At 67.4% G+C, this 14,972-nt stretch carries 16 protein-coding genes; 14 read left to right on the top strand and 2 right to left on the bottom strand.

The features are described 5' to 3' along the window. The first annotated feature begins 95 nt into the window (after window positions 1–95). The 7 genes from ACFHYQ_RS24470 (at window position 96) to ACFHYQ_RS24440 (ending at window position 6,260) form a co-directional block, all read left to right on the top strand. Complete coding sequence (locus tag ACFHYQ_RS24470; RefSeq protein ID WP_394303472.1) at window positions 96–539, top strand: MarR family winged helix-turn-helix transcriptional regulator; 444 nt, start codon at window positions 96–98, stop codon at window positions 537–539. 20 nt (window positions 540–559) lie between these two features. Further along, a complete protein-coding gene (locus ACFHYQ_RS24465) occupies window positions 560–1,840 on the top strand; it encodes an MFS transporter (protein WP_394303471.1) in 1,281 nt (426 codons plus the stop codon). Continuing rightward, the gene (thpR, locus tag ACFHYQ_RS24460; RefSeq protein ID WP_394303470.1) at window positions 1,803–2,354 is read left to right on the top strand and encodes an RNA 2',3'-cyclic phosphodiesterase; all 552 of its coding nucleotides are present in this window, start codon (window positions 1,803–1,805) and stop codon (window positions 2,352–2,354) included. The genes ACFHYQ_RS24465 and thpR overlap by 38 nt, the downstream gene beginning before the upstream one ends. Window positions 2,355–2,790: 436 nt before the next feature. Further along, a complete protein-coding gene (locus tag ACFHYQ_RS24455; protein WP_394303469.1) occupies window positions 2,791–2,955 on the top strand; it encodes a hypothetical protein in 165 nt (54 codons plus the stop codon). 321 nt (window positions 2,956–3,276) lie between these two features. Beyond that, the gene (locus tag ACFHYQ_RS24450) at window positions 3,277–3,918 is read left to right on the top strand and encodes an ABC transporter ATP-binding protein (RefSeq protein ID WP_394303468.1); all 642 of its coding nucleotides are present in this window, start codon (window positions 3,277–3,279) and stop codon (window positions 3,916–3,918) included. Continuing rightward, on the top strand, window positions 3,915–6,071 hold the full coding sequence (locus ACFHYQ_RS24445; protein WP_394303467.1) for an ABC transporter permease family protein: 2,157 nt from the start codon (window positions 3,915–3,917) through the stop codon (window positions 6,069–6,071). Before ACFHYQ_RS24450 ends, ACFHYQ_RS24445 begins: the two co-directional genes overlap by 4 nt. A 39-nt stretch (window positions 6,072–6,110) precedes the next feature. After that, window positions 6,111–6,260, top strand: a complete 150-nt coding sequence (locus ACFHYQ_RS24440) for a hypothetical protein (RefSeq protein WP_394303466.1) — start codon at window positions 6,111–6,113, stop codon at window positions 6,258–6,260. A 720-nt stretch (window positions 6,261–6,980) separates the two neighbouring features. Here ACFHYQ_RS24440 and ACFHYQ_RS24435 read toward each other — a convergent pair. Continuing rightward, window positions 6,981–7,949, bottom strand: a complete 969-nt coding sequence (locus tag ACFHYQ_RS24435; protein ID WP_394303465.1) for an aldo/keto reductase — start codon at window positions 7,947–7,949, stop codon at window positions 6,981–6,983. 117 nt (window positions 7,950–8,066) lie between these two features. On the opposite strand from ACFHYQ_RS24435, the gene ACFHYQ_RS24430 reads away from it, so the two are divergent. The 3 genes from ACFHYQ_RS24430 to ACFHYQ_RS24420 all read left to right on the top strand — a co-directional run bounded on the left by ACFHYQ_RS24430 (window position 8,067) and on the right by ACFHYQ_RS24420 (window position 10,142). Further along, on the top strand, window positions 8,067–8,384 hold the full coding sequence (locus ACFHYQ_RS24430) for a type II toxin -antitoxin system TacA 1-like antitoxin (protein ID WP_394303464.1): 318 nt from the start codon (window positions 8,067–8,069) through the stop codon (window positions 8,382–8,384). Window positions 8,385–8,463: 79 nt separating this feature from the next. Then, window positions 8,464–8,847, top strand: a complete 384-nt coding sequence (locus ACFHYQ_RS24425; RefSeq protein ID WP_394303463.1) for a hypothetical protein — start codon at window positions 8,464–8,466, stop codon at window positions 8,845–8,847. A 203-nt stretch (window positions 8,848–9,050) separates the two neighbouring features. Further along, window positions 9,051–10,142 carry a YjiK family protein gene (locus ACFHYQ_RS24420; RefSeq protein WP_394303462.1) on the top strand — a complete coding sequence of 364 codons (1,092 nt, stop codon included), beginning with the start codon at window positions 9,051–9,053 and terminating at the stop codon, window positions 10,140–10,142. Between the two features lie 38 nt (window positions 10,143–10,180). Here ACFHYQ_RS24420 and ACFHYQ_RS24415 read toward each other — a convergent pair whose 3' ends face one another. After that, window positions 10,181–10,615: a CBS domain-containing protein gene (locus ACFHYQ_RS24415; protein ID WP_394303461.1), complete on the bottom strand. Its 435-nt coding sequence runs from the start codon at window positions 10,613–10,615 to the stop codon at window positions 10,181–10,183. Window positions 10,616–10,722: 107 nt separating this feature from the next. Here ACFHYQ_RS24415 and lhgD point away from each other — a divergent pair, with 107 nt between their 5' ends. The 4 genes from lhgD to ACFHYQ_RS24395 all read left to right on the top strand — a co-directional run bounded on the left by lhgD (window position 10,723) and on the right by ACFHYQ_RS24395 (window position 14,894). Further along, a complete protein-coding gene (gene lhgD / locus ACFHYQ_RS24410) occupies window positions 10,723–11,913 on the top strand; it encodes an L-2-hydroxyglutarate dehydrogenase (RefSeq protein ID WP_394303529.1) in 1,191 nt (396 codons plus the stop codon). A gap of 12 nt (window positions 11,914–11,925) precedes the next feature. Next, the gene (locus tag ACFHYQ_RS24405; RefSeq protein WP_394303460.1) at window positions 11,926–12,636 is read left to right on the top strand and encodes a response regulator transcription factor; all 711 of its coding nucleotides are present in this window, start codon (window positions 11,926–11,928) and stop codon (window positions 12,634–12,636) included. Between the two features lie 7 nt (window positions 12,637–12,643). Further along, entirely contained in the window at window positions 12,644–14,038 is a 1,395-nt protein-coding gene (locus tag ACFHYQ_RS24400; RefSeq protein ID WP_394303459.1) for a sensor histidine kinase, read from the top strand. Between the two features lie 130 nt (window positions 14,039–14,168). Continuing rightward, window positions 14,169–14,894, top strand: a complete 726-nt coding sequence (locus ACFHYQ_RS24395) for a response regulator transcription factor (RefSeq protein WP_394303528.1) — start codon at window positions 14,169–14,171, stop codon at window positions 14,892–14,894. The last annotated feature ends 78 nt before the right edge of the window (window positions 14,895–14,972 follow it).

Genomic DNA, 14,972 nt, shown 5'->3' with positions numbered 1-14,972 from the left:
GTGATCACCATGGCGGCCGTTCCATGTTGGTCGACGAGGTCGGTGGGTCGGGGGAATGCCCGCGTGTGCGGTATAGTTAGCAAAGGTAATGACCTATGCTAACGAACCCAGAGAATCTGCGCAGCGATGCGGGGCTCGCCGCGGCGCTGCGCGTGTCACTCGCGCGACTGACGCGGCGGCTGCGCAGGCAGGCCGCCCACCACTCGCTGACGCCCACCCAGTTCGCGACGCTGTCCGCGGTCGGGCGCCACGGCGCCATCACCCCTGGCGAGTTGGCGGAGCACGAGAAGGTGCAGCCGCCTTCGATGACCCGCGTGATCGCCAAGCTGGTGGAGCGGGGCGTGCTGGAGCGCAGGCCGCATCCGACCGACCGGCGCCAGGTGACGGTCAGCCTGACGGACCAGGGGGCGGTGCTGCTCAAGGAGGAGCGCCGCGCCAAGGAGGCGTGGCTGGCGCAGCGGATCAGGGAGCTGACGCCGGAGGAGAGGACGACACTACGGGCGGCGGCGCCGATCCTGGAGAAGCTCTCCAAGATGTAGGGGGCCGGGAGGTAGGGGGGATGTTCCGCTCGCTGCGGAACCACAACTACCGGCTGTTCGCCGTCGGCGGCGTCGTCTCCAACACCGGCACCTGGATGCAGCGGACCGCACAGGACTGGCTCATCCTCGATCTCACCCGCGGCAGCGGCTCGGCCCTCGGCGTGACGGTGGCGCTGCAGTTCCTCCCCGTGCTGCTCTTCGGGCTGTGGGGCGGCATCGTCGCCGACCGCTATCCCAAGCGCCGCGTGCTCGTCGTGGCCCAGTCCCTGCTCGGCCTGCTCGCGCTGATGATGGGCGTCCTCGTGGTGACCGGCACGGCGCAGGTGTGGCATGTCTACGTCATGGCGTTCCTGCTGGGCCTGGTCGCCTGCGTCGAGGTGCCGACCCGGCAGTCGTTCGTCGTGGAGATAGTGGGCCGCCGCGACCTGCCGAACGCCATCGCGCTGAACAGCTCGTCGTTCAACCTCGCCAGGATCGTTGGTCCGGCCGTGGCGGGTGTCCTGATGTCCTGGACGGGCACCGGGCAGATCTTCCTGCTGAACGCCGCCTCGTTCCTGGCGGTGATCGCCGGGCTGCTACTGATGCGGCCGTCGGAGCTGCACACCCCCGAGCCCGTCCCACGGGCCAAGGGCCAGCTCAGGGAGGGCCTGCGGTACGCCGCCGGTCGGCCCGAGTTGCTGCTGCCGCTGCTGATCGTCGCGTTCGCGGCGATATTCACCCAGAGCCTGTCCACCGGCATAGCGCTGATGGCCAGGCAGGTCTTCGGCGCCGGGGCCTCCTCGTTCGGCATCGCGTCCAGCGCGTTCGCCGTGGGGGCGTTCGGCGGCGCGCTGCTGGCGGCCAAGCGGGTCAAGCCCAGCCGGCGGTTTCTGATCGCGGGCGCACTGTGCTTCGGCGTGTTCCAGATCGCCGCCGGATTCGCCCCCGCCTACTGGGCGTACCTGCTGCTGCTCGTCCCTGCAGGGATGGCCGTGATCACGGTGAACACGACGGCGAACACGTTCGTACAGCTCGGCTCCTCGCCAGAGATGCGCGGCCGGGTCATGGGGATGTACGTGCTGGTGGTGACCGGGGGAGCGCCGATCGGGGCGCCGCTGGTGGGCTGGCTGGCCGAGCTGGCCGGTCCCCGGGTGGCCGTGGCGACCGCCGGGGTGCTGACCGTCGTCGGTGTCGGCCTGGCCGTACTGCTGACCCGGGCGATCGCTTCGCGTGCCGTCACACGCGAGGGGGCATCGCGTGACCGGGTGGGGGGACAATCGCCGGGTGAGCAGATTGTTCGTGGCGCTGCTGCCTCCGCCTGAGGCTCTGGCGGAGGTCGCCACGGCGGTCGAGCCCGTCCGCGCCGGCTGGCCCGAGCTACGCTGGATCGATTCGACGCTGTGGCATGTGACGCTCGCCTTCCTCGGCGAGGTGCCCGATCAGGCGCTGCCCGAGTTGAGCGTACGGCTGGCCCGGGCGGCCGCCCGATACCGGCCGGTCACGCTGTCCTTCACCGGGGCGGGAGCGTTCCCGTCGGCTTCACGTGGGCGGGTCTTCTGGCTCGGCCTCGACGCCGTGCCGCCGCTGCCGAGGCTGGCCGACTCGGTCGCCGCCGGCGCGCGGCGGGCGGGGGCCAAGGAGACCGACCGGAAGCGGTTCCATCCCCATCTGACCTTGGCCCGCTCGCGCTACGGCGACGACCTGCGGGACCTGGTCGGCTCGCTGAGCTCGTTCAGCGGCCTGCGGTGGCGGGCCGACGCCGTACACCTGGTCCGCAGCCACCTCGGCTCGTCCGTACGCTACGAACCCCTCGAGGCGTACCCGCTAGGGGAATGACCCTCAAGGGTCGCCGTGAACGGCTCGCAGAAGCCTCGAAACGTCCGCGACGCCATCTGCCGCGAGGACCACTCAAATAGTCCGGGCCGGTCCCTCGCCATGGGTGAGGTGACTCTCCGCAACCATGCGATCGGCCTGCCCCGCCTGATCGGCTGGGACGAAATCGCAACGGCCACCGACCGCCGCCGAGCACATCCCGACCACGGCCTTCAGCTACTCCGTCGCACGAATCGAGGACGCAGTGGTCCCGGTCAACGGCCCTGTGACGGCCCTGTTGAGGGCTGTGGCATATGTAGGACCATTTCCATCCTGTGAGGAATTGACTCTTTATGTGTAATCGATACAATCTTGGTGTCGACGCTGCGGGTCAGATTTCCACGGCCGACCCGCAGCGCGGCGTTGACACAACCGAAAAGATACATCGGTGGAGCACAAAATGGGATCCCGCCTGATCCGTGGTGCGGCCGTTCTGGCTGGCAGCATGTTGGCGGTGGGCGCGCTGACGCCGTCGCTGGCAGCGCTTGCGCTGACCGCGCAGAAGGATTCGGCCTACGCCTGGACCGCTGCCAATGGAGTGGTCAAGCTCACCAACAACAGTTGACAAACCAACCCCGACGCGGTGTACGCGCAGTACTACCGTAGCGCCGCAGTCAGCACCGTGCGTGTTCTCAACAACAAGGCGGCGGGCACGACTGTGCAGTCAGGGACGGGGACCACGGTAATCGACCTTCGCGCTTGCGTCACTGTCATTGCCCTTCCCGACCGCTGCAGCGGCTGGGTGACGGGCAATCACGGGTAACCGTTAATCGACCGAGCTGGGAAAGGAAGTGGGGCTGAAATTCTTCGGCCCCACTTCCTCATCTGGAAGGTGTACTCCATAATGTCCCCTCTCCGTAGCTCAATCGTACTGAAGATCGCTGAGATGAGCTACGCAGTCTCTGATTCTCCACTCTTTGACAACCTTGATTTGGCGATCCGTTCGGGCGAGTCGGTTGCCCTACAAGGGCCTAGTGGTAGCGGAAAGACGACACTTCTGAACTGCATCATGGGTCTGACCCGGCCCGCCACCGGCAGAGTCGAAGTATGTGGCCACAATCTCTCATCCTTGTCGGCACGTCGGCTTGCCGCGGTCCGTCAGCAACACGTCGGGATGGTCTTCCAGTTCGGGGAGTTGCTCTCCGAACTATCGGCGATCGACAACGTCGCCATCGCGGCTCTGCTGGCCGGGCAGCGGCGAAATGCTGCCTATGAGCATGCGGAAGGCCTTCTTCGTGAGCTGGGTGTGCCATCGACGGCCACTCCGGCGGGCATGCTGTCAGGCGGAGAGCGGCAGCGGACAGCTGTGGCGAGAGCCCTGATCACAAATCCTGCTTTGTTGTTGGCTGACGAGCCGACCGGGGCGCTCGACTATGAAAGCCGTGAATCCGTCGCCGATCTTCTCTTCGGTCTGCCCGGCAAGCACAGTTGTGCTCTCCTGGTGGTGACGCACGACGATGCCGTAGCACGACGAGCCGATCGGACGTTCCGCCTGCGGCAGGACCGTCTGCTGGAGGCTGCAGCATGACGCGCGCAGCGCTGAGGTACCATTTGTTGCGCGTCGGGTTTTCCGCTGGGTCGGGGACTCACGGCAGCAAGATACGGTTCGCAGGCCTCATGATGGCTGCGGCGGCACTGACCGCGACATTCCTCTCCGTTATTGCCGCAGTAGCCACCTACGACGGACGGGCTCAGCGTGATTTCGCTCGTGGATGGGCACTGTCCCATCGCCACCCGGCGGCGATGGTCAAAGAGGTAAACGACTCCATTGGCGGAGTATCGCACGCTGTGGTCTATGTCGTGCCGCTTTCAAGCGCGATCAAGCCGCCACCCGGCCTGCCACGATGGCCAGGCCCGGGCGAGGTGTTCTTGTCACCCGAATTGGCGCGAGTCGGCGTAGCGGAGGAGATCGGCTCACGCTATGGGCGGGTTGTTGGCCACATTGGCAGTGAAGGACTTGCTTATCCGAACGAGAGATTTGCTTACGTAAGGCCCAACGTTGAGGCTACTCGAGAAGGCGGGTGGTTCGGCATCAGGCGTTTCGGTGCGGATTCCCTACCCCTAGGTGATTCTCGGGATGCTGCCCCGATCGGTCAGTTCCTGGTCATGCTACTCGCTACTTTGGGCTTTGCCACGATGGTCCTGATCGTGATAGCTGCGCGTTTGGGGTCGGCGGCTAGGGACCGGCGTATCGCGTTGTTAGCTGTGCTCGGGGCTACGTGGCGACACCGAGCACTGGTGAATATTGGCGAGGCCGCTGCCCCTGCCTTTATTGGTGCGATCGTCGGCACACTTCCGTTCATCGCATCGACTTTCATTCCTCTCCGTTTACCAGCGACTGGTTTCGTGGTAAACCCAGATGATGTCCGGTCTTGGGTGTGGGGTGTGCCGACGGCCGTTGCCGTGTCCGTGCTCGTGATACTGCTGGCAGTCGTCCTGCTCCACCGCACCTCGGCGCTCGGAAGGGCGAACGCGTATCTGGTTCCGCTCCGACGAGTCCCGCGATGGAGATTGTTTTTCGGCTTGTTAGGGCTAGTGACCATTGCCGCCACTCCATACATGCCACGGCTGGGCGGTTTTGCGGCTTATCTAGGCGGTACGGCACTGCTGTGGGCGGCTCTACCGTCTGCAGCGGCACTTATGGTTCAGCGACTGGGCGAGTGGCTGACGAGACGAGGCCGCCATGCTGGGTGGGTGGCGATGTTAATTGGTGGCCGCTGGGCGGTTGCCAAGCCCGGTGTGATAATTCGGATCACGGCTTCCTTGATCATCGGTATAGGTGTGCTGGTGCAAGCACAGGTATGGACCAGCCGGCTTGAGGAGCCCGCAGCACAGTCCCGCCTCCAGCAGAGTGAGATAAGGGACAGCGTGCTCTTTGTCTCTTCGCCGTACCTGACCCCTGATGCGGTTGCTGCGTTTGCCGATGGGTTGCCCAGGGATACTCATTGGTTGGCTGTCACACAAGGGAACCCTGACGAGCCGGGCGAACTGTGGGGAAGCTGTGCGGAATTGACTTCCATCGGCCTGGAATGCGCCCGGACGGTGGACCTCGGCGGCGGGGATTTGCGCGCCCGGTCGCTCACGGAAGTTACCGGAGCAGAGACCGGTGTTCGCGTTCACCTGACCGACGTCCGCAATCGGTGGCCGGAGATTCAGAATCTGGATCTGGTGCTACTGTCGCCGATCGGTACCATGGACCTGGCACCTTCTGTGAAGGCTGCGGCGTCGCAATTCTTCGGCGTGGCAACGGTGGTACGGCCGGGCGAGATATGGGCCTGGGGTGATCAGAACCTTGTTGCGATGGCCAGATGGGTGGTTCTGCTCGTATCGGTTATGATGGCCATTCTCGTAGTGGTGATGATGTTGAGCGCCGCTGCCGAGTTCATAGCACTTAGCCGGTCCCTATCCCCCGTGGCGGTTCTCACTCAGGGGCGGCGGTTCTTAATGGGTATCGCGTTGTGGAACCTTACCGTGCCGGGCCTGGTCGCGGTGGTCACCGGGGCAGGAGTTGCGACATGGCATGGCTTATTCTTTGTCGGTCTTTCCAGATCTGGGCAGTTTTCCTGGGCCTGGCTCTTCAGTATTGTAATCGTGTCAGGGATGATTTCTCTGGCCCTTGGACTGGCGGGGGGGCTTAGTTCACTCCGACTGGCATCAAGGTGGCGCCCCGTCGCAGACTAGGGAGTAGTGCGAATAGACCGCCATAACTAGTCGAAGCCGGTGGCTGTCGGCGATCTGCGTGATCTCGTCGGCTCGCTGAGCTCGTTCAGCGGCCTGCGGTGGCGGGCCGACGCTGTACACCTGGTCCGCAGCCACCTCGGCTCGTCCGTACGCTACGAACCCCTCGAGGCGTACCCCCTGGCGCCCTGAGCGGCGGCCATGCCGTTACGGATATCCAAGCGTCGACCAGTTCAGAGGCCGCGGCCTCAAGCCCGGCTAGCTTGGCGCTGACCCGCCGGTCGGTGTCCGCCACCTCGTCGACACTTCTGATGATGCTGTTGAGGAACTCCTCGACTGCTGTGATCAAGTTTTCGGTGACTTCGACCCGAGTCCAGTGGTCTGCGGTCCGATCGTCTCTGGCGAGGGTCAGAACAGCCTCTTTCCCCAGGAATCGATCTTCTACGAATTGACGTAGCGCGTCGAGGGAGTCGAAGCAGACGTTGGTAGCCACGTCCGCCTCCTCAGGGGTGAGGCAGGTGTCGACATCGGGCATCACGTCCCGTCAGATCCTGACGGTCTCCAGTGACGGCCGACGTCCGTGGCGAGCCAGGTTGCGTGGTCCTCGGTTCCACCCGCCGCCGCGTGACATCTGTCCCGCGCGAGCCCTACGCCTGTCATCCGTGAAGGTTTGCACACCCCGGGGAGGTGATGAGGCGTCCCCGGGGCGGGCGCCCACTGACGGCACGAGGCCGTACGCATGGTGGGCCGGTGACTTTGGTCCCTGGTGAGCTCGGCCTTCAGCGCGATACGAGCGCCGGGAGACCCACCCATTAGGGTAGAGACGTGGATCGACCTCGACATTGGGTGCTGCCCGCGGTGCTGGTGCTGCTTTTGCTCATCGTGGTCGTCGGCGCTCTGCTCAGGGGTTGATCACCAGGCGTACTCCTCCGGAGCGGTCCGGTAACCGGGGAAGATTTCGTCGATGCGGGCCAGCGCCTTGTCGTCCAGCCTGACCTCCAGGGCGCGTACGGTGCCATCGAGCTGGGCGATCGTACGGGGACCGATGATGGGCGCGGTGACGGCCGGCCGGGTCAGCAGCCAGGCCAGCGCCACGTTGGCCGGGTCCTCGCCGATCTCATCGCAGAGCGCCTCATATCGCTCGATCTTGTCCCGGTGCTTGTCCAGCTCGGCGACCATGTGGTCCGTGGCCGACCGGCCCTTGTCGATCTTCCGCAGGATGCCCGCGAGCAGGCCGCCGGCGAGCGGGCTCCACGGGATCAACCCGAGCCCGTAGTCCTCGCACGCCGGGATGACCTCCAGTTCGGGGGCCCGGACGAGCAGGTTGTAGTGGGACTGCTCGCTGACCAACCCGAGGAAGTTACGGCGGCGGGCGGTCTCCTGTGCCTTGGCGATGTGCCAGCCGGCGAAGTTGGAGGAGCCGACGTACAGGATCTTGCCCTGCTGCCGCAGCACCTCCATGGCCTCCCAGAACTCCTCGAACGGCGTGTCCCGGTCGATGTGGTGGGCCTGGTAGACGTCGATGTGGTCGGTCTGCATACGCCTGAGCGAGGCGTCGGCCGCCCGCCTGATGTTCAGCGCCGACAGGCGGCCGTCGTTCGGCCAGTCGCCCATGTCGCCGTAGAGCTTGGTGGCGATGACCGTACGCTCCCGCCGGCCGCCGCCCTTGGCGAACCAGCGGCCGATGATGTTCTCGGTGACCCCCTCACCCTTCTTCCAGCCGTACACATTGGCCGTGTCGAAGAAGCTGATCCCGAGTTCGTGGGCGCGATCCATGATCGCGTGGGAGTCTTCCTCCGTCGTCTGCGGGCCGAAGTTCATCGTGCCCAGGCAGAGCCTGCTGACCTTGAGTCCCGTGCGTCCAAGCTGTCCGTACTCCATGCCGTCCACGATAAGAACCTGGAGTGGACTCCAGTCGAGCCGGACGCGCGGTTGTTCACTCAGCGGTTCACCGACAAAATCGCTCCGCCTTGTATTACGCCGTGTTACGCTGGTTGCGTGGCTAAGATGCGGATCTCTATCAGTCTCACTACGGACCAGGCCGAACGGATCAGGGCCGCGGCGGCGGAGGGCGGGCAGGACGTGTCCGCGTTCATGGTCTCAGCGGCCCTGAGTGAGGCTTTGCGGCGTGCACGCGTGACGGCCGCTTTCGCCGACATCGATGCCATGATCGCCGCCGCCGAGGCGGAAGCGGAGAGCGTGGAGTGGCCGGTCGCGGAGGACGTGGCGCCAGAGGAGGCGGAGCGTATCCGCCAGGAGATCGCCGTGGCTCGCGCGCGGGCGACGGCCGCCCGTGCCCGCCGGTCTGCCGCGTGAACCGGCCTGCTGCATGAATTGGGGCTGTCCCACGTGCCCGGCCGCCGAGTCACTCGGAGATGTCGTCTACGACACCGGCATGCTCATCGCTCTGGCCACGCCAGGCGATGCGCGGGCCAGGCTGCGGCACGCCGAATACTGCCTGGCAGGGCGGCCTGTCGTGCCGGCCCCGGTCATCGCCCAGGCATGGCGGGGTGGAGCGAAGACGGCGCACCTGGCTCGCGCGCTCAAGGACTGCGCCGTGGTGTGCTGCTATACGGAGACCGAGTGGCGGCGAGTCGGTGAACTGATCGGGCGGGCGGGGCTCCCGCCGAAGAAGAAGCCAGACCCCATCGACGGCCTGGTCGTCTTGACCGCCATCGAGATCGACGCGGCGATCATCGCCACCTCGGACCCCGACGACATCCAGGCGTATCTCGATCAGGTTCTCGGCAACGGGACGACGAGCGTACAGGCGGTATGACCAAAGCACCCGGTGGCCCGAAGGGTGCCGCCTTCCATCGCGCTGCGTAGCGTTCGCGTACCAGGGTCTTGGGCTGGTACGGGTCGTTACCGGATATCGCTGATCGCGGCACCCGGGGGTCCATCGGGGATGATGGCGGCATGCGGAGCACGGCGGCGGAATCGGTAAGGCGGAGCCGGAGGAATGGCCGGCGCGGAGGGCCGGTGTACCGGAGGCTGGTGCCGCTCCCGGTGTCGTTCCTCGCGGTGTCGTTCGTCGTGATGGCACCGCCGGCTCTGTCGCCTCCGGCGAGTGCCCATGCGGGGGCGCGTACGGAACAGGCGCAGGCAGGGGACGACGGCGAGCGCCTGCTGTTCAATTTCCAGGATCCGCGCATCGACGAGTCGAGCGGCCTCGCGGTCTCGCCCACCCACAAGGGCATCGTCTACACCCACAACGACAGCGGTGACAGCCCGCGGTTCTTCGCGGTCGGCATGGACGGGCGGACCCGGGCGACGTTCACGCTCGCCGGCGCCGAGGCACGGGACTGGGAGGCGATGGAGGCCACGGTCGACCCCGAGACGGGCCGGGGAGTGCTGTGGTTCGGCGACACCGGGGACAACCTCGGCACCTGGCCGGACATCTCGGTCTACAAGGTCATGGAGCCCCAGACCATGCGGGACGCGACGCTCCAGGCGACCCGGTACCGATTTCAATATGAGGACGGCCACTCCCGCGACGCGGAGGGCCTGATGGTGCACCCGCGCACCGGCCGCCTCTACATCGTGAGCAAGGAGTTCGCCGGGTCGGTCTACGCGGCCCCCGCCAAGTTGCGCACCGATCGGGTGAACGTGCTGCGCCGCGTCGGCCCGGCCCCCCTCATGGCCACCGACGCGGCCTACGCCCCCGACGGGTCGAGCTTCGTGATCCGCACGTACTTCTCGGCCTCCCTCTATCGTGCGCCCGGCAAGCTCCTCGCCCACCTGGACATGCCGCCGCTGAGGCAGGCTGAGTCGATCACCTACACGCGGGACGGCACCGCGCTGCTCACCGGTTCCGAGGGCGTCTCCAGCCCGGTCTACCGGGTGCCGCTGCCGCCGGAGGCGCGTCCGCCCGCCGCCACGCCCTCCGCCACGCGCGCCGCCTCCTCCGCCGCGCGTACGGCAAGGCCGACGCCCTCTCGCGCGGCGGCGGCGACGGAGTCGGGTCAGTCGGCGGACGGCGGCGTGACCGTGCCGATGGGCCTGCTGTGGATCGCCGTGGCCGCCGGAGCGATCGGCGTCATTGGCGTGATCGCGTACCGGACCGGCCGCTGACCCGATCGCAGGCTCGATCGCAAGCTCGATCAGGCCGGTCAGGACCGCGCGTACACGCGGTGGACGAACTCGGCGAGCTTGCTGTCGGGCAGTTCCTTGGCCAGATCGGCTTCGCTGATCATGCCGGCGATGCGGCCGTTCTCGATCACGGGCAGCCGCTTGATCTGGTTCTGCTCCATCGTGAGCAGCGCCTCCTCGACGCTGGTCTGGGCGTCCACCCAGACCAGGCCGACGGCCAGCTCGCCCGCCGTGCATTCTTCGAGGTCCTTGCCCTCGGCACAGCATTTGATCACGATGTCGCGGTCGGTGATGATCCCCTTGAGACGGTCGTCGGCGCCGCAGATCGGCAGTGCGCCGACGCCGAGGTCGCGCATCATCTCGGACGCCCGGCGCAGGCTCTCGTGCTCGCCGATGCACTGCGCGCCCTCATGCATGACGTCGCCGGCGGATTTCCCGACACCCTGCGTGGTCATCTGTGACCCCCCGAATAGGAGTTGCGGATTGGTTCGAGGGCCCATACCCGGTTTGGGCGCTTGGATTCCGTACCCGTGGGTGCGAGACAATGTGCGGCATGCCGTCCATGCGGATCGGAATCATCGGCGCGGGGATCCTGGGCCTGGCGGTCGCCCGGGAGCTCGCGCGAGCCGGTGCCGAGGTCACCGTGCTGGACAAGGAAGCCCACGTCGCCGCCCATCAGACCGGCCACAACAGCGGTGTCGTCCACGCCGGGATCTACTACCCGCCCGGCTCGCTCAAGGCCAGGCTGTGCCGGGACGGCGTCGCGATGCTCAGGGAATACTGCGCCGAGCACGGCCTGCCGTACGACGAGGTGGGCAAGCTCGTCATCGCCGCGAACCGCGGCGAGCTGCCGGGTCTGCGGCGGATCGCCGAGCGTGCCAGAGAGAACGGGGTGCCCGGCGTCGCGGAGCTCGACGCGCTGGGCCTGCGCGAGATCGAACCCGGGGCGGTCGGGATCGCGGCGGTCCACTCGCCGCACACCGCGATCACCGACTTCGCCGCCGTCGCCCGCGCGTTCGCCGCCGACGTCGCCGCGGCGGGCGGTGCCGTACGGCTCTCTCATCCGGTGCGGGCGATCAGAGAGACCTCGCGCGGTGTGGAGGTGGCGGCGGGGCGGGCCCGCTTCACGTTCGACCGGCTGATCTCGTGCGCCGGCCTCGGGACCGATCGGATCGCGGCGCTGGCAGGGGCACCGGGAGACGTACGGATCATCCCGTTCCGTGGTGAGTACTACCGGCTGGCCGCGCCGGCGAGAGGGCTCGTGCGTGGACTGATCTATCCGGTGCCCGATCCCCGCTACCCGTTCCTCGGCGTACATCTGACCAGGCGGATCGACGGCGAGGTCCTCGTCGGGCCCAACGCGGTGCCCGCCCTGGCCCTCGAGGGCTACTCGTGGCGGCACGTGTCTCCGCGCGACCTCAGGGACATCGTGGCCTGGCCGGGCGCCCGGCGGCTCGCTGTGGAGCACTGGCGTACCGGGATCCGGGAGGTGTACGGCTCGCTGGCCCGCCGCGCCTTCCTGTCGGCCGCCAGGAGGTACGTCCCCGCGCTGGGGATGGACGACCTGGTCGGGACCGGCGGGGGAGTGCGGGCGCAGGCCGTGGCCAGGGACGGACGGATGGTCGACGACTTCGCCATCGATGTGCGGGGCAGGATGGTCCTGGTCAGGAATGCGCCGTCGCCTGCGGCCACCTCCAGCCTGGCCATCGCCCGCCATATAGCTTTAACCGTGCCCTTACCGCATATGCCCTAGAGTCTGCGCGCCATGGTCACTGAATCTCCCGAAGCCAGGTTGCTGATCGTCGAGGACGAGCCGAACATCCTGGAATTGCTGTCCGCCAGCCTGCGATACGCGGGATTCGAGGTCCACTCCGCGTCCAACGGGACCGAGGCGGTCGCGGCGGCCCAGCGGCAGCGGCCCGACCTCATCGTGCTCGACGTCATGCTGCCGGACATGGACGGTTTCGACATCGTGCGCCGGATGCGCGGCGGCGGTGCCCGCACGCCTGTGGTCTTCCTCACGGCGCGGGACGCCACCGAGGACAAGATCCGAGGTCTCACGCTCGGCGGGGACGACTACGTGACCAAGCCGTTCAGCCTGGAGGAGGTCATCGCGAGGATCCGCGCCGTGCTGCGCCGTACCGCCGGCGACGCCGTGACCTGCCCGCCGCGGCTGACCTTCGCCGACGTGGAGCTGGACGAGGAGTCGCACGAGGTCTGGCGGGCGGACGTCCCCATCTCGCTGTCGCCGACGGAGTTCAAGCTGCTGCGCTACTTCATGGCCAACGCGGGGCGGGTGCTGTCCAAGGCGCAGATCCTCGACCACGTGTGGGACTACGACTTCCGGGGCGATGCCGGGATCGTCGAGTCGTACGTGTCCGTGCTCCGCCGCAAGCTCGACAACAGCCATCCCCGGCTCATCCACACCCTGCGCGGGGTGGGGTACGTGATGCGGATCTCGCCCTACGGCGACTGAGATCGACGTGTCCGGACGAACGCCGCTGCGCATCAGGCTCAGCGCGGCCATGCTCGCGCTGGTCGCCCTCGCGCTGACCGTGTTCGGGGTGAGCAGCATGTCGGTGCTCCGCGACTACCTGGTCACACGGGTGGACGGGCAGTTGCACAGCATCGCCACCGACGCCGCCCTGCGGGCTCAGCGCGGCCCGAATTCGTTCGGCAGGCTCAGGGTGCCGCCCGATGGACGGGTGGAGGTCCGCGACCGCGAGGGCAGGACCATCCTGGAACAGACCGGGATGGCGGTCGAGGACGTGCCGGGCCCGCTGCCGGTGACATCCACGGTCCCCCAGACGCTTCCCGCCGTTTCGGGTGACGGCCGCTGGCGTGCCAAGATCCTCTCCGTCGACGGGAAGGGCACCGTGGTCGTCGCCATGGACCTGGCCCCGGTCACTCAGATCGTCACCCGGCTCGCGATCATCGAACTGCTGTGCGGCGGCGTCGTCATGACCGTGCTGGCCGTGGTGGGGGTGGTTCTCGTACGGCGCAGCCTGCGGCCGCTGACGGAGATCGAGGCGACGGCCGCGGCCATCGCCCAGGGCCACCTCGGCAGCCGCATTCCCGACCGCGACCCGCGTACGGAGGTCGGCAGCCTGGCGCGATCGCTCAACGGCATGCTCACGCAGATCGAGTCGGCGTTCCAGGCGCGCGCCGCGTCGGAGGCCGCCGCACGCGAGTCGGAGGCGCGGATGCGGCGCTTCATCGCCGACGCCTCTCACGAGTTGCGCACGCCGCTCACGTCGATCCGGGGATTCGCCGAGTTCTACCGGCAGGCGCCCGAATCCGACGCGACCCGGCTGATGGAGCGGATCGAAGGCGAGGCGTCCCGGATGGGGTTGCTCGTGGAGGACCTGCTGCTGCTCGCGAGGCTGGACCAGCAGCGCCCGCTGCGGCAGCAGCCGGTGGATCTGCTGGCCATCGCGGCGGATGCCGTACACGACGCGCGGACGCTCTGCCCGGATCGGGACGTGTCGCTGGTGATGGAAGGGGAGAAGGCGCTGATCGTGTCCGGTGACGAGGTGCGGCTGCGTCAGGTCGTCGGCAACCTCATGAGCAATGCGACCACCCACACTCCCGACGGGACCGCGGTCACGGTTCGCGTCGGCGCCACCGGAGATCACGCGTACATCGAGGTGGCCGACGAGGGTCCGGGGCTCACCGCCGAGCAGGCGGCCAGGGTCTTCGAACGCTTCTACCGTGCGGACCCTTCGCGGAAACGGCCCGCGGGAGGGAGCGGCCTCGGGCTCGCCATCGTCGACTCCCTCGTGCGCGCCCACGGCGGAAGCGTGAGCGTGCGGTCGGAACCGGGAGCCGGGGCCGCCTTCCGAGCCGTCCTCCCCCTGGCCCCCGAGGCCCTCTCCTGACCACCTACCCCCACGGATGGGTCGAAGCCCTGAGCTTTACAGGAAACCCTCAGGAACGGCCAAGGTAGCCCACAGCGGGGTTTGCCAGGGTTTCAGCATTATGAAGCCAGTGACCACCACCATCGGCGCGATGAGCACCGGAAGGTCTCCGAACAGCGACAGCACCGCGGACGCACCGGCAGGCCGCCTGCTCGTCGTCGACGATGAGCCGAACATCCTGGAGCTCCTGTCGGCCAGCCTGCGGTTCGCCGGCTTCGAAGTGATGACCGCCTCGAACGGCGGCGAAGCGGTGCTCGCCGCCGAGCGGGAACGGCCCGACCTGATCGTGCTCGACGTCATGCTGCCTGATGTGGACGGCCTGACCGTCGCCGATCGGGTCCGCGGGTCCGGGCCGCGGATCCCGGTGGTCTTCCTGACCGCCAGGGACGCGACCGAAGACAAGATCGCCGGACTGAGCAAGGCCGACGACTACGTGACCAAGCCGTTCAGCCTGGAAGAGGTCATCGCGCGGATCCAGGCCGTGCTGCGCCGAACCCGTGGCGAGGACACCCCGGCGAGGCTCGAGGTAGCCGATCTGGCGATGGACGAGGACACCCGGCAGGTGTGGCGGGCGGGACGGCCCGCACGGCTCTCGCCGACCGAGTTCAAGCTCCTGCACTACTTCATGGTCAACCAGGGCAGGGTGCTCTCGAAGGCGCAGATCCTCGACCACGTGTGGCACTACGATTTCGGCGGGGACGCCAACGTCGTCGAGTCATACGTCTCCTATCTCCGGCGGAAGATCGACAGGGTCGAGCCGAAGCTCATCCACACGATTCGCGGCGTGGGCTACGTGCTGCGCGCGCCGCGCCGCTGAGCCGTACGGAAAGCTCCGCTGAGCCGTACGGGAAGCGGGGAAGCACGGAAGTAACCGGGTGGTGCCGGGCGATTCGAT

The sequence above is a fragment of the Sphaerimonospora cavernae genome, assembly GCF_042435035.1.
Lineage (GTDB): Bacteria > Actinomycetota > Actinomycetes > Streptosporangiales > Streptosporangiaceae > Sphaerimonospora > Sphaerimonospora cavernae.
Note: the sequence above shows the minus strand (reverse complement) of the source record. Positions and strands in the feature narration are given on the sequence as shown.

What these genes read in the sequence shown, in the direction of transcription:
- ACFHYQ_RS24395 (WP_394303528.1), top strand. Translation starts at nt 14,169, where the DNA reads ATGAGCACCGGAAGGTCTCCGAACAGCGACAGCACCGCGGACGCACCG.
- lhgD (WP_394303529.1), top strand. Translation starts at nt 10,723, where the DNA reads ATGCGGATCGGAATCATCGGCGCGGGGATCCTGGGCCTGGCGGTCGCC.
- ACFHYQ_RS24470 (WP_394303472.1), top strand. Translation starts at nt 96, where the DNA reads ATGCTAACGAACCCAGAGAATCTGCGCAGCGATGCGGGGCTCGCCGCG.
- ACFHYQ_RS24415 (WP_394303461.1), bottom strand. Translation starts at nt 10,615, where the DNA reads ATGACCACGCAGGGTGTCGGGAAATCCGCCGGCGACGTCATGCATGAG.
- ACFHYQ_RS24425 (WP_394303463.1), top strand. Translation starts at nt 8,464, where the DNA reads ATGCTCATCGCTCTGGCCACGCCAGGCGATGCGCGGGCCAGGCTGCGG.
- ACFHYQ_RS24405 (WP_394303460.1), top strand. Translation starts at nt 11,926, where the DNA reads ATGGTCACTGAATCTCCCGAAGCCAGGTTGCTGATCGTCGAGGACGAG.
- ACFHYQ_RS24435 (WP_394303465.1), bottom strand. Translation starts at nt 7,949, where the DNA reads ATGGAGTACGGACAGCTTGGACGCACGGGACTCAAGGTCAGCAGGCTC.
- ACFHYQ_RS24445 (WP_394303467.1), top strand. Translation starts at nt 3,915, where the DNA reads ATGACGCGCGCAGCGCTGAGGTACCATTTGTTGCGCGTCGGGTTTTCC.
- ACFHYQ_RS24455 (WP_394303469.1), top strand. Translation starts at nt 2,791, where the DNA reads ATGGGATCCCGCCTGATCCGTGGTGCGGCCGTTCTGGCTGGCAGCATG.
- ACFHYQ_RS24465 (WP_394303471.1), top strand. Translation starts at nt 560, where the DNA reads ATGTTCCGCTCGCTGCGGAACCACAACTACCGGCTGTTCGCCGTCGGC.
- ACFHYQ_RS24450 (WP_394303468.1), top strand. Translation starts at nt 3,277, where the DNA reads ATGAGCTACGCAGTCTCTGATTCTCCACTCTTTGACAACCTTGATTTG.